Annotated in this window: 9 protein-coding genes; 3 read left to right on the top strand and 6 right to left on the bottom strand. The window is 73.3% G+C overall.

Features of this window, described 5'->3' with window-relative positions; genetic code table 11:
* The first annotated feature begins 70 nt into the window (after positions 1 to 70).
* Positions 71 to 1309: a SpoIID/LytB domain-containing protein gene (locus tag ASG88_RS10335; protein ID WP_056887312.1), complete on the top strand. Its 1239-nt coding sequence runs from the start codon at positions 71 to 73 to the stop codon at positions 1307 to 1309.
* Between the two features lie 20 nt (positions 1310 to 1329).
* Here the strand turns inward: ASG88_RS10335 and ASG88_RS10340 are convergent, their stop codons facing one another.
* Positions 1330 to 4722: a pyruvate carboxylase gene (locus ASG88_RS10340; protein WP_056887313.1), complete on the bottom strand. Its 3393-nt coding sequence runs from the start codon at positions 4720 to 4722 to the stop codon at positions 1330 to 1332.
* Positions 4723 to 4804: 82 nt separating this feature from the next.
* Between ASG88_RS10340 and ASG88_RS10345 the strand changes: the two genes are divergently transcribed.
* Positions 4805 to 5767 (top strand): SGNH/GDSL hydrolase family protein, encoded by a 963-nt coding sequence (locus tag ASG88_RS10345; protein ID WP_056887314.1) that lies wholly within the window; start codon positions 4805 to 4807, stop codon positions 5765 to 5767.
* A 1-nt stretch (position 5768) separates the two neighbouring features.
* Here ASG88_RS10345 and ASG88_RS10350 read toward each other — a convergent pair whose 3' ends face one another.
* Complete coding sequence (locus ASG88_RS10350; RefSeq protein WP_056887315.1) at positions 5769 to 6698, bottom strand: NAD-dependent epimerase/dehydratase family protein; 930 nt, start codon at positions 6696 to 6698, stop codon at positions 5769 to 5771.
* A 125-nt stretch (positions 6699 to 6823) separates the two neighbouring features.
* Here ASG88_RS10350 and ASG88_RS10355 point away from each other — a divergent pair, with 125 nt between their 5' ends.
* A complete protein-coding gene (locus ASG88_RS10355) occupies positions 6824 to 7537 on the top strand; it encodes a TetR/AcrR family transcriptional regulator (protein ID WP_056887316.1) in 714 nt (237 codons plus the stop codon).
* A gap of 6 nt (positions 7538 to 7543) precedes the next feature.
* Here ASG88_RS10355 and ASG88_RS10360 read toward each other — a convergent pair whose 3' ends face one another.
* The 4 genes from ASG88_RS10360 to ASG88_RS10375 form a co-directional block, all read right to left on the bottom strand.
* Positions 7544 to 9316 (bottom strand): biotin carboxylase N-terminal domain-containing protein, encoded by a 1773-nt coding sequence (locus tag ASG88_RS10360; RefSeq protein ID WP_200956418.1) that lies wholly within the window; start codon positions 9314 to 9316, stop codon positions 7544 to 7546.
* Between the two features lie 93 nt (positions 9317 to 9409).
* Positions 9410 to 10444, bottom strand: a complete 1035-nt coding sequence (locus ASG88_RS10365) for an ABC transporter ATP-binding protein (RefSeq protein ID WP_056887318.1) — start codon at positions 10442 to 10444, stop codon at positions 9410 to 9412.
* Entirely contained in the window at positions 10441 to 11919 is a 1479-nt protein-coding gene (locus ASG88_RS10370; RefSeq protein ID WP_235534795.1) for an ABC transporter permease, read from the bottom strand. Before ASG88_RS10370 ends, ASG88_RS10365 begins: the two co-directional genes overlap by 4 nt.
* 47 nt (positions 11920 to 11966) lie before the next feature.
* Positions 11967 to 12995, bottom strand: coding sequence for an iron ABC transporter substrate-binding protein (locus ASG88_RS10375; RefSeq protein ID WP_056887319.1), 1029 nt, complete (start codon positions 12993 to 12995; stop codon positions 11967 to 11969).
* Between the last annotated feature and the right edge of the window lie 8 nt (positions 12996 to 13003).

Below are 13003 nucleotides of genomic sequence, written 5' to 3' on the forward strand. Positions count from 1 at the left end.
TGTGGCCTGCTGTGACGCGTGGTGTCATCGACCGTCACGTCAGTCCCACCCGACTCAGGAGACGCACCCGATGCGCCGTTCCACCCGCCCGCTCGCCCTGCTCGGCGCCGCCCTCCTGGTGGCGTCGGTGCTGAGCGTGTCGATGGCGGCTGCGCCGTCGACCGCGAGCCGCAGGGCCGAGGTGTACGCCGTCTCCGGGCCCTCGACGATCACGCTCACCGGGCACGGCTACGGCCACGGCCACGGGATGTCGCAGTACGGCGCCGAGGGTGCGGCGCGGCAGGGGCTGACCTGGCAGCAGATCATCGGGTTCTACTACCCCGGCACCTCATGGGGGGAGCTGCGGGGACCGATCTCGGTGTGGCTCACCGGCGACACCACCGACGACGTGGTGGTGGCCGCGCAGGCGGGCCTGACGGTCACCCGGTTGACTCCGCGCAAGTCGTGGACGCTGCCCGCCAACGGGGCGCGCCAGTGGCGGGTCAACGGCCTGGCCGGCGGGCGCTCGCAGGTCCAGTTCGTCAAGGGTCGCGGTTGGCGCACGTGGAAGGTCTTCCGCGGCGACGCCGAGCTCTCCGCGGCGAAGAAGCGCCTCACGCTGGTGACGCCCTCGGGCAGCAAGGACTACCGTGGCCGGCTCCGCTCGGCCTCGCCCGTGCCCGGCGGCGCGGCGCGCGACACCGTCAACATCCTGAGCATGGAGTCCTACCTCCGCGGCGTCGTGCCGCTGGAGATCCCCGCGTCCTGGAGCCCGGACGCCGTCCGCGCCCAGTCGGTCGCGGCCCGCACGTACGCCGCGGCCGAGCGCTCGCACCCCAACGCAAGGCACTACGAGATCTGCGACACCACCCAGTGCCAGGTGTACGGCGGCGTGGGCGCCGAGCACCCGGCGGCGACCCAGGCGATCCGGGACACCGCCCGGCAGGGGCTGACCTACGACGGGCGGCCGGCGTTCACCCAGTTCTCCGCCAGCAGCGGCGGCTGGACCTCGGCCGGCTCGACGCCCTACCTCGTCGCCCAGGCGGACCCGTACGACGGGTGGGAGGGCAACGCCGTCCACACCTGGACGAAGACGGTCAACGACTCGGCGCTCGAGCGGCATTACCCGGGGATCGGTGACCTGACGTCGGTCGAGATCTCCGGGCGCGACGGCAACGGCGACTGGGGCGGCCGGGTGCAGGAGATGACGCTGGTCGGCACCCGCGGTCGCGCCGCCACCACCGGGGACACCCTGCGGACCCTCCTGGGCCTGCGGTCGTCGTGGTTCACCGTGAGCGTGGCCCCGCTCCAGGCCCGTACGCGGGGGTGACCCGGCTGGGCTGATCCCGCTCAGCCCCGGAGCACCAGCACCAGGTCGCCGCCCTCGACGGCCTGCGTGCCCGGCACCGCGACGCGCTCCACCGTGCCGGCCCGCGGGGCGGTGATCGAGGCCTCCATCTTCATCGCCTCGATGGTCGCGACCGTCTGACCGGCCTCCACCGTGTCGCCCTCGGCGACGCCGACCGTGACGACCCCGTCGAACGGCGCCGCCACGTGGCCGCCGTGCGAGGGGTCGGCCTTCTCGGCGGCCGCGACCTCGGAGGCGACGTTGCGGTCGCGGATCCCGATCGGGCGCATCTGGCCGTTGAGGGTGCACATGACGGTGCGGATGCCGCGCTCGTCGGGCTCGCCGATGGCCTCGAGGCCGATCAGCAGGCGCTTGCCCTCGTCGAGGTCGACGACGTGCTCCTGGCCGCGGCGCAGGCCGTAGAGGTAGTCGATGGTCGGCAGCACCGAGATGTCGCCGTACGTCTCGCGCGACTCCTTGAACTCCTTGGTCGGACCGGCGAAGAGCAGCTGGTTGAGGGTGTCGCGCCGCTCGCGGGCCGAGCCGGAGGTCAGCCCGGCGGACTGCCCGGGGGTCAGCTCGGCGGCCGGCCTCTTCCACGTGCGTCCCGCCAGGGCCTTGGTGCGGAAGGGCTCCGGCCAGCCACCGGGCGGGTCGCCGAGCTCGCCGTTGAGGAACCCGATGACCGAGTCGGGGATGTCGAAGGATCCCGGGTCGTCCTGGAACTCCCGGGGGTCGGCCCCGACGGCGACCAGGTGCAGGGCGAGGTCGCCGACGACCTTGGACGAGGGGGTCACCTTGACCACGTTGCCGAGGATGTCGTTGGCCGCGGCGTACATGTCCTCGACCTGCTCGAACTTCTCGCCGAGGCCGAGCGCGATCGCCTGCTGGCGCAGGTTGGAGAGCTGCCCGCCGGGGATCTCGTGGCGGTAGACGCGACCGGTCGGTGCCGGGAGGCCGGACTCGAAGGGCGCGTAGACCCGGCGGGTGGCCTCCCAGTAGGGCTCGAGCGCGTTGACGCTGGCCAGCGACAGCCCGGTCTCGCGGGGGCCGTGGTCGGTGGCCGACACGAGCGCGGACAGCGGCGGCTGGGACGTCGTCCCGGCCATCGAGGCGCAGGCGGCGTCGACCGCGTCCACGCCTGCGTCGATGGCCGCGACGAGCGTCGCGAGCTGGCCACCGGGGGTGTCGTGGGTGTGCAGGTGCACGGGGAGGTCGAACTCCTCGCGCAGCGCGGTCACCAGCGTGCGCGCGGCGGGCACCCGGAGCAGGCCGGCCATGTCCTTGATGGCCAGCACGTGCGCGCCGGCGTCGACGATCCTGCGAGCCAGGTCGAGGTAGTAGTCGAGCGTGTAGAGGGTCTCGTCGGGGTCCGAGAGGTCTCCGGTGTAGCAGAGCGCGACCTCGGCGACGGTGGTGCCGGTGGCGCGCACCGCCTCGATGGCCGGGCGCATCTGCTCGACGTCGTTGAGCGCGTCGAAGATGCGGAAGACGTCGATGCCGGTCGCGGCCGCCTCGGCGACGAACGCCTCGGTCACCTCCGTGGGGTACGGCGTGTAGCCGACCGTGTTGCGACCGCGGAGCAGCATCTGGAGGCAGATGTTGGGCACCGCCTGGCGGAGCAGGGCGAGCCGCTCCCACGGGTCCTCGGAGAGGAAGCGCAGCGCCACGTCGTACGTCGCCCCGCCCCACGCCTCGAGCGACCACAGCTCGGGAGTCGTCCGGGACACGTGGCCGGCCACGGCGAGCAGGTCGCGGGTCCGCACCCGGGTGGCGAGCAGCGACTGGTGGGCGTCGCGGAAGGTGGTGTCGGTGACCGCGACCCGGTCCTGGGCCCGCAGCGCGCGGGCGAACTCCTCGGGACCGACGCGCAGCAGGTGCTGGCGGCTGCCGTCGGGAGCCGGGACGTCGAGGCTGACGGCGGGCAGCTTGGTGACCGGGTCGACGGTCACCGGGGCCTTGCCGTGCGGCTGGTTGACGGTGACGTCGGCGAGGTAGGTGAGCAGCTTGGAGCCACGGTCGCCCGAGGAACGGGCCGAGAGCAGCTGCGGGTGGTCCTCGATGAAGGAGGTGGTGACCCGCCCGGCGGCGAAGTCGGGGTCGTCGAGCACGGCCTGGAGGAACGCGATGTTGGTGGAGACGCCCCGGATGCGGAACTCCGCGACGGCCCGGCGGGCCCGCTCGACGGCCTTCTCGAAGGTGCGGCCGCGACAGGTCAGCTTGGCCAGCATCGAGTCGAAGTGGGCGCTCACCTCGGCACCGGTGTAGGTCGTGCCGCCGTCGATGCGGACACCCGCACCACCGGGGGAGCGGTAGGTGGTGATCTTGCCGGTGTCGGGGCGGAACCCGTTGGCGGGGTCCTCGGTGGTGATCCGGCACTGGAGGGCGGCGCCGCGGATGACGATGCCCTCCTGGGAGAGACCGAGGTCGGCCAGCGTCTCGCCCGACGCGATCCGCATCTGCGACTGCACCAGGTCGACGTCGGTGATCTCCTCGGTGACGGTGTGCTCCACCTGGATGCGCGGGTTCATCTCGATGAAGACGTAGTTGCCGGCCGGGTCGAGCAGGAACTCCACCGTGCCCGCGTTGCGGTAGCCGATCTCGCGGGCGAAGCGCACCGCGTCGGCGCACATCCGGTCGCGCAGCTCGGCGGGGAGGTTGGGCGCCGGCGCGATCTCCACGACCTTCTGATGGCGGCGCTGCACCGAGCAGTCGCGCTCGAAGAGGTGGATGACGTTGCCCTCGCCGTCGGCGAGGATCTGCACCTCGATGTGGCGCGGCTCGACGACGGCCTGCTCGATGAAGACGGTGGGGTCGCCGAAGGCACCCTCGGCCTCGCGCATGCAGGTCTCGATGGCCTCGCGCAGGTCCTTGCGGTCGTCCACCCTGCGCATGCCGCGCCCACCGCCGCCGGCGACGGCCTTGACGAACAGCGGGGCCGGGATGGCCTCGGCCGACGCGACCAGAGCCTCCACGTCGGTGGAGGGGTCCACGGACTGCAGCGTGGGTACGCCGGCGGCCCTGGCCGCCGCGATGGCGCGCGCCTTGTTGCCGGTCAGGGTCAGCACGTCGGCCGTGGGGCCGATGAAGGTGATCCCGGCGTTGGCGCACGCCTCTGCCAGGGCGGGGTTCTCGGACAGGAAGCCGTAGCCGGGGTAGACGGCGTCGGCACCCGCCCGCACGGCGGTCGCGACGATCGCCTCGGGGTCGAGGTAGGCCCGCACCGGGTGCCCGTGCTCACCGATCTCGTAGGCCTCGTCGGCCTTCAGCCGGTGCTCGGACCAGCGGTCCTCGTGGGGGAAGACCGCGACCGTGCGCGCGCCGATCTCGTACGCCGCACGGAACGCCCGGATCGCGATCTCGCCGCGGTTGGCCACCAGCACCTTGGAGAACATGGCGGCACGCTATCGAGTGCCGGCCCGCCCCGTTCGTTACCGGTCCGTAGGACGGTCACCAGCCCGGTGACATGATCGACGGATGCCCGCCACCACCCGTCGTCGTGCCCTCGCGGTCGCCCTCGCCGCCGCGGCGCTGGGCGTGTCCGGCTGCTCCGGTGCCGGCGGCTCCGACGGCCCGGCCGAGACCGAGGTGCCGACCTTCGGCGACCTGCCCGCGGAGATCGACTACGTGGCGCTCGGCGACTCCTACAGTGCCGGTCCGCTCGTCACCACGGTCCGCTCGGACCCGTCCGGGTGCGTGCGCTCGACCGACAACTACCCGGCCTTCCTCGCCGGGTGGCTCGCGGTGGGGTCCTACCGCGACGTCACCTGCTCGGGCGCCGACACCTCCGACCTCCGGCGCCGCCAGCAGGTCATCGGCGGCGAGAGCGTGGCTCCCCAGCTCGAGGCGCTCTCCGAGGAGACCGACCTGGTGACGCTCGGCATCGGCGGCAACGACTTCGGGATCTTCTCCTCCCTGGTCGGCTGCGCCCCCGGTGACGCCCGAGCCTGCTCGCCCGGCCTCCAGCAGCGGCTGCTCCGCGACGCCGGCCGCGTCGAGGCCCGCGTGGAGAGGGCCGTCCGCCAGGTCTCCGAGCGGGCGCCGGAGGCGGAGGTCTACGTCGTCGGCTACCCCCGGGTGCTGCCCACGGAGGACGGCTGCAGCGCCGTGCCGCTGCCGGAGTCGCAGCTCGAGACCGCCGCCTCGGTGGCCCAGCGTCTCAACGACTCGCTGCGTGCGGGTGCGGAGTCCGCCGGTGCGTCCTACGTCGACCTCGACGAGGCGTCGGAGGGCCACGACGTCTGCGCGGGACGCGACGCCTGGATCAACGGTCCCGAGATGCGCCTGGGCGTCGCGGCGCCCTTCCACCCGCTCCTCGCGGGCATGCGGGGGGTGGCCGAGGAGGTCTTCGGCACCATCACCGGTGACGATGCCCCTGAGGCCGAGACGGCGGCGCCGCCGACCGACGCCGTGGTCCGCAACGAGGTCCCGGCGGGCTGACTCACCCGGCGGTGCGCCACCAGCCGACGGTCTCCTTCACGCCGGTCGAGAGCGGGGTGGGCGCCAGCCCGAGCCGCTCCTGGCTCGCCCCGGAGTCCAGGACGAAGGGCCGGGTGAACATGTACGACGTCTCCGTCAGCTCGCGGGTCTCCCGCGACACCGCACCCAGCGCGCGCAGCGCCCAGGCCGGAATGGCGGACATCCGCGGCACCGGCACGCCGGCGGCGGCCGCCACCTGCTCGACCAGCTCGCGCTGGGTGACCGGGGGAGCGGTGGGCGCGTGGAGGAAGGAGTCCCAGAGGTCGGGGGTCGCCGCGGCCCGGATCATCGCCGCCGCCAGGTCCGGCACGTAGGTGAACGAGTGCGGCTGGTCGAGGCTCCCCATGACCCGCATCGTCCGGCCCGCCAGCACCGTCGGCACCAGCCGCTCGCCGGCGTGGGCGTTGCGCACCAGCGGCCCGTAGAAGTCGGAGGCCGCCACGCTGACGGTCGGGGTCGGCGACGCGTCCCGCTGGGCGAGCAGCTCGGTGCGCACGCCCAGCTTGCCGGTCGTGGCCCTGCGCGGCCGGTCCTCGGTGATCGGGCCGTCGGTCGGGCCGTAGGAGTAGAGGCTCTCGGGGAAGACCACGACGGCACCGACGTGGCCGGCGGCGGCGAGGACGTGGCGCTCGGCGACGGGCAGCTCCGCACGCCAGGTGCGGGCGTCGTACCGCGACCCGTGGATGCAGTGGTGGACCGCGACCGCGCCCTCGAGGGCCGGCCCGAGCTGGTCGGGGCGGGAGACGTCGACGCTGAGGCGCTCGACGAGCGGGTGCTCCGGCCCGCTGGCCGAGCGGGTCAGGAGCAGCACCCGCTGGCCTGCCTCGGCCAGCTGCTGGGCGACGGTCGAGCCGACGGGCCCGGCTCCGGTGACGACGTGGATGGGGTTCATGTCCTGCTCCTCGGGATGGGGAGAGCACCGCTCTCGGTTCGTCCAGCATGACTCGGCCCCGTCCGAAATGCAAGAGCAGTGCTCACTGATGCATCCAGTGCTTCCAGATGTGGCACACTCGCAGGATGAGCGACACGGCACCGGGCAGCGGGACACCCAGGGCGCGGGCCCGCGAGCAGACGATGCGCGACATCGTCCGGATCGGGCGGGCCCACCTGGCCACCGACGGCGCCGCGGCGCTGTCCCTGCGTGCCGTGGCCCGCGACCTCGGGGTCGTGTCGTCAGCGGTCTACCGCTACGTCGGCAGCCGCGACGAGCTGCTGACGCTGCTGGTCGTCGACGGGTACGACGAGCTGGGTGACGCCGTGGACACCGCCCTGGCGCGGGTGGACCGGTCCGACCACGCCGGCCGGCTGCGCGCGATCGGCCGGGCGGTGCGCACGTGGGCGCTGGCCGAGCCGGCGACGTACGCCCTGCTCTTCGGCAGCCCGGTGCCCGGCTACCGGGCGCCCGCCGAGCAGACCACCGGGCCCGGGACCCGGGTCATCGCGCGGCTGGTGGAGGTCTGGGAGGACGCCTGGGTGGCCGGGGCGGTCACCGTGGACGAGGCGCCTGTGAGCCCCCGACGGCTCGCACGCGACCTGGCGCGGATCCGTCGGGACCTGGGGCTCACGGCGCCCGACGAGCTCGTCGCCCGCGGGGTCCTGGTGTGGGCGGCGGTCTTCGGGTGCGTCAGCTTCGAGGTGTTCGGGCAGTACGGCGCCGACACGTTCACCCAGCCCCAGGACGTCTTCGAGCACCACCTGGAGGTGCTGGCCGGGACCGTGGGTCTGGCGTGAGCCGGGTCAGTCCTTGAGCTCGCAGATGACGGCGCCGTTGGTGACGGTGGCGCCGACCTCGGCCTCGAGGCCCGTGACCGTGCCGGCCTTGTGGGCCTTGAGGGGCTGCTCCATCTTCATGGCCTCGAGGACCACCACGACGTCGCCCTCGGCGACCTGGTCGCCCTCGGTGACGGCGACCTTGACGATGGTGCCCTGCATGGGGCTCGTGACCGCGTCGCCCGACGCCGCGGCGCCGGCCTTCTTGGCCGACCGCTTGGGCTTCTTGGACCCCGCACCCGCACCCCCGCCGGTCGACAGGCCGCCCAGGCCAGCCGGGAGCACGACCTCGAGGCGACGGCCGCCGACCTCGACGGTGACGCGCTCGCGCTCGCCGGGCTCGTCGGCCTCGGCCGTGGCGCCGGCGTACGGCTCGATCTGGTTGTCGAAGTCGGTCTCGATCCAGGTCGTGTAGACGGTGAACTCGCCCTCGCCGGACGGCGTCGAGGCCCCGACGTACGCCGGGTCGGTGACGACGGCCTGGTGGAACGGGATGACGGTGGGCATGCCGTCGACGACGAACTCGTCGAGGGCGCGGCGCGAGCGCTCGAGGGCCTGGGTGCGGTCGCGGCCGGTGACGATGAGCTTGGCGACGAGGGAGTCGAAGGAGCCGGGGATGGTCTCGCCCTCGAGGTAGCCGCCGTCGACGCGGATGCCGGGGCCGCTGGGGGGTGCCCAGGTGGACAGGGTGCCGGGGGCGGGCATGAAGTTGCGGCCGCCGTCCTCGGCGTTGATGCGGAACTCGATGGAGTGGCCGCGGATCTCGGGGTCGTCGTAGCCGAGCTCCTCGCCGGCCGCGATGCGGAACATCTCGCGGACCAGGTCGATGCCGGTGACCTCCTCGGAGACCGGGTGCTCGACCTGGAGGCGGGTGTTGACCTCGAGGAACGAGATGGTGCCGTCCTTGGCCACGAGGAACTCGCAGGTGCCGGCGCCGACGTAGCCGGCCTCGGTGAGGATCGCCTTGGACGACTCGTAGAGGCGGGTCAGCTGGTCCTCGGTGAGGAACGGCGCGGGTGCTTCCTCGACGAGCTTCTGGTGGCGGCGCTGCAGCGAGCAGTCGCGGGTCGAGACGACCACGACGTTGCCGTGCTGGTCGGCCAGGCACTGGGTCTCGACGTGGCGGGGCTGGTCGAGGAACTTCTCGACCAGGCACTCGCCGCGACCGAAGGCGGTGACGGCCTCCCGCACGGCGGACTCGTAGGCGTCGGGGATCTCCTCGAGCGTGCGGGCGACCTTGAGGCCGCGGCCGCCGCCGCCGAAGACCGCCTTGATCGCGACCGGGAGCCCGTTGGCCTGCGCGAACGCGACGACCTCGTCGGCGTCCTTGACCGGGTCCTTGGTGCCGGGCGCGAGTGGCGCGTTGGCCCGCTCGGCGATGTGCTTGGCCCTGGCCTTGTCGCCGAGCGCCTCGATCGCGGCCGGCGGAGGGCCGATCCAGATCAGCCCGGCGTCGATGACGGCCTGGGCGAAGCCGGCGTTCTCGGCGAGGAAGCCGTAGCCGGGGTGCACGGAGTCGGCTCCGGACTTCTGCGCGACCGCGATGATCTTGGCGATGTCGAGGTAGGACTCGGCCGGCGTCGAGCCGTCGAGCGAGTGCGCCTCGTCGGCGAGCTTGACGAAGAGGGCGTCACGGTCGGGGTCGGCATAGACCGCCACGCTCCCGATCCCGGCGTCCTTGCACGCGCGGATGACGCGCACTGCGATCTCGCCACGGTTGGCGATGAGGACCTTCTGCAATCCCTGCTTGTCGGCCACGGAACACTCCTGGTCTGCTGCCATCGATACCGCTGGGCACACTATCGCCCCCGTCGGGCGGTGCCGACCGAGGTGTCAGTCGCGGACCGGGGCGGGGTAGGCGTGGACCGTCCCACGCACCCCCACGCGGACCCGGTCGCCGGCCGCGGGCGCGGACGGGCCGGGCACCCGGGCGACCAGAGCGGCCCCGGCCACGGTCAGCCGGATCGCGGCGTCGTGGCCGTAGAAGCTCACCTCGTCGACGCGCGCCTCCACGCCCGCGGGGTCGAGGACCACCTGGTCGGGGCGGATCACCAGCACCAGGTCGTCGGCCGAGGAAGGGTGGGTCAGGGTCACGGACCCGAGGGCGCAGGTGGCGGCGGTGCCCTGGCCGGCGCGGCCCGGCAGCGAGGTGGCGCCGCCCACGAAGCGCGCGAGCTCGGGGTCGTGCGGCGCGAGGTAGACGTCGGCGGGGGAGCCCGCCTGAATCAGGCGTCCGTCGCGGAGGACGGCGACCTGGTCGGAGAGGGACAGGGCCTCGGACTGGTCGTGGGTGACCAGCAGGCCGGTGGCCTGCGCCGCCCGCAGGGCCCGGGCGACGGCCCGGCCGGTCGACTCGCGCAGCGAGGCGTCGAGGGAGGAGAAGGGCTCGTCGAGGAGGACGACGGTGGGTCGCGGGGCCAGCGCGCGGGCGAGGGCGACCCGCTGCTGCTGTCCGCCGGAGAGCTCGTGGGGGGCGCGGCCGCGGAAGGTGCGGGGCAGCTCGACCAGGTCGAGCATCTCGTCGATCCGGGCGCCCGCCGCGCGCTCGCCACGGGGCAGCCCGAAGCCGATGTTGGCCGCCACGTCGAGGTGCGGGAAGAGGGCGCCCTCCTGCGGGACGTAGCCGACCCGGCGGTCCTGCGGCGGCACCGGACGACCGGCGCCGGCGACGACCCGGTCGTCGAAGGCGATGGTCCCGGAGTCGGGGGCCAGGAAGCCCGCGATGAGCCGGAGCAGCGTGGTCTTGCCGCACCCGCTCGGTCCGAGCACGGCGGTGAGCGAGCCGTGGGGCACGTGCAGGCTCACGTCGTCGACCGCCAGGGTGTCCCCGAAGGCCTTGCTCACCCCCGTCACCGTCAGCGCGCTCATGGGTGCAGTCTCTCCTGTCGCATGAGGAGCACCGTGGCGGGCACCGAGATCAGGACGAGCAGCAGGGCGTACGGCGCGGCGGCGCCGTACCGCAGCTCCGAGGACGCCGACCAGAACTCGGTGGCCAGGGTGCGCGTGCCGATGGGGCTCAGCATCAGCGTGGCGGTCAGCTCGGTCGAGATGGCCAGGAAGACCAGCGCCGCGCCGGCGCCCAGGCTAGGGGCGATCAGCGGCAGGGTGACCCGCCGGGCGGTCTCCAGCGGCCCGGTCCCGAGGCTCTGCGCCACGTGGTCGAGCACCACCGGGGCCTGCTCGAGCCCGGCCCGCACCGAGACGACGGCCCGGGGGAGGAAGAGGATCGCGTAGGCGACGACCAGCAGGATCGCGGTCTGGTAGAGGACCGGCACGAGGCGCAGGCTGGCGACCACGAGGGCCAGGCCGACGACGATGCCGGGCAGCGCGTTGGCGACGTACGTGCTGCGCTCGACGAGCGTCGTCAGCGGGCCGCGGTAGCGCACGGCCAGCCAGGCCACCGGCACCGCGGCGAGCGTCGTGGCCAGCGCCCCGACGGTGGCCAGCACGACGGTCGAGCCCATCGCGGAGAGCAGCTCGGCGAGGGGGAACTCGGTGGACGTGCCCACCACCAGCCAGTGGAGGAGGGCGTACGTCGGCACGCCGAGCGCGAGGACGACGAGCCCACCGACCAGCGCCACCACCGGCCAGCGCAGTCCGCGCAGAGCCACGGGCTCGGACACCCGGGCGGCGCCGTGCCCGACCCGGGCGTAGTGCCGGGTGCCACGCAGTCGCAGCTCGGCGAGCAGCAGGAACAGGCAGAGCATGACCAGGACCGCCGCCATCGCGGTGGCCGCGGAGCCGTTGAAGGTGGACGCGTACTGGTCGTAGATGGCGGTGGTGAAGGTGGGGAAGCGCAGCAGGGCGAGCGCACCGAACTCGGCGAGCAGGTGCAGCCCGACGAGCAGGGTGCCGCCGAGGAGGGCGGGCCGCAGCTGGGGCAGCACCACCCGGGTGAAGGCCTGCCAGCGCGTGTGCCCGAGGGACCAGGAGGCCTCCTCGAGCGCCGGGTCGAGGCCCCGGAGGGACGCGACGGCCGGGAGGTAGACGAGCGGGTAGTAGGAGAGCGTCACGACGAGCCAGGCGCCGCCGAAGCCGTTGATCGACCGGTCCAGCGACACCCAGGCGTAGCCGTTGACGAACGCCGGCACGGCGAGCGGTGCGACCAGCAGCCCGTGCCACAGCCGGCGGGCCGGCAGGTCGGTGCGCTCGACGACGAACGCCAGGGCGATGCCGAGCACCGCGGTCGCGGCCATGGTGGCCACGGCCAGGGTCACGGTGTTGCGCAGCAGCTCGAGCACCCGCGGTCGGACGACCAGGTCCCAGAGCTCGGCGGGGCCGATGATGACCGTGTACGTCGCGACGTACACGAGGGGGATGACGGCGAGCAGCGCGACGGCCACCCCCGCTGCGAGCAGCAGGGGTGGTGTCGCAGTGCGGGCGCTCGTCCTCAGAGCAGGCCGGCCTCGGTCATCAGCTCGGTCACCTGCGGACCGTTGAGGCTGGAGACGTCGACGGTGGGGGGCTCGAGCTCGTCGAACGGCTTGACGTCGCCGTTGAGCTGGGCGTCCGGGTTGAGCGGGTACTCCAGCGCGTAGGACTCGGCCATCGCCTGCTGCGCGGGGGTCGAGGTCAGCCACGTGACGAACTCCTCGGCGGCCTCGGCGTGCTCGGAGCTCTCGAGGATGCCGGCGCCGGAGACGGACAGGAACGCGCCGGGGTCCTGGTCGCCGAAGAAGTAGAGCTCAGAGTTGTCCGAGTCGGAGCCGCCCTCCTCGCGGTCGCGGTACCAGTAGTAGTGGTAGGCGATGCCGGCGTCGATCTCGCCGGCGTCGGCCGATTGCATGACGACGAGGTTGTTCTGGAGGACGACGCCGTTGGCGGCCAGGCCCTCCAGCCAGGTGCGGGTGGCCTCCTCGCCCTCCAGCTCGAGGACCGCCGAGACGATGGCCTGGAAGTCGGCGCCGGTGGGGGAGAAGCCCACGCGGCCCTCCCACTCGGGGTCGGCGAAGTCGAGGATGCTGGTCGGCAGGTCGGCCTCGGTGACGTTGTCGGTGTTGTACATGACCACCGTCGAGCGGGCCAGGAAGCCGGTCCAGTTGCCGGAGCTGGGGACGTACGCCGCGGGGATGTTGTCGAGGGCCCCCTGCGGCACCGGGGCGAAGAGACCCTCGTTGTCGACGATGCTCATCGCGGGCGAGTTCTCGGTGAGGAAGACGTCGGCGGGGGAGTCGCCGCCCTCCTCGACGATCTGGTTGGCCATCTCGAGGTCCTTGCCGCTGCGCAGCTCGACGTCGAGCCCGGACTCCTCCTCGAAGAGCGGGACGATCTCGTCGAGCAGCTCCTCGTGCTGGGCGTTGTAGATGACCAGGTCGGGCGGGTTGAGGATGCTGCACGCGCCCAGGGGAGCGACGAGCAGCGCGGCGAGGGTGGCGCCGGCCCATCGACGGGTGGCGCGGCGCAGGGGGGAGGTCGGCATGGGAGCGT

Source organism: Nocardioides sp. Soil777, assembly GCF_001428425.1.
GTDB classification, from domain to species: Bacteria; Actinomycetota; Actinomycetes; order Propionibacteriales; family Nocardioidaceae; genus Nocardioides; species Nocardioides terrigena.

What these genes read in the sequence shown, in the direction of transcription:
- ASG88_RS10355 (WP_056887316.1), top strand. Translation starts at nt 6,824, where the DNA reads ATGAGCGACACGGCACCGGGCAGCGGGACACCCAGGGCGCGGGCCCGC.
- ASG88_RS10365 (WP_056887318.1), bottom strand. Translation starts at nt 10,444, where the DNA reads ATGAGCGCGCTGACGGTGACGGGGGTGAGCAAGGCCTTCGGGGACACC.
- ASG88_RS10335 (WP_056887312.1), top strand. Translation starts at nt 71, where the DNA reads ATGCGCCGTTCCACCCGCCCGCTCGCCCTGCTCGGCGCCGCCCTCCTG.
- ASG88_RS10340 (WP_056887313.1), bottom strand. Translation starts at nt 4,722, where the DNA reads ATGTTCTCCAAGGTGCTGGTGGCCAACCGCGGCGAGATCGCGATCCGG.
- ASG88_RS10345 (WP_056887314.1), top strand. Translation starts at nt 4,805, where the DNA reads ATGCCCGCCACCACCCGTCGTCGTGCCCTCGCGGTCGCCCTCGCCGCC.
- ASG88_RS10375 (WP_056887319.1), bottom strand. Translation starts at nt 12,995, where the DNA reads ATGCCGACCTCCCCCCTGCGCCGCGCCACCCGTCGATGGGCCGGCGCC.
- ASG88_RS10350 (WP_056887315.1), bottom strand. Translation starts at nt 6,698, where the DNA reads ATGAACCCCATCCACGTCGTCACCGGAGCCGGGCCCGTCGGCTCGACC.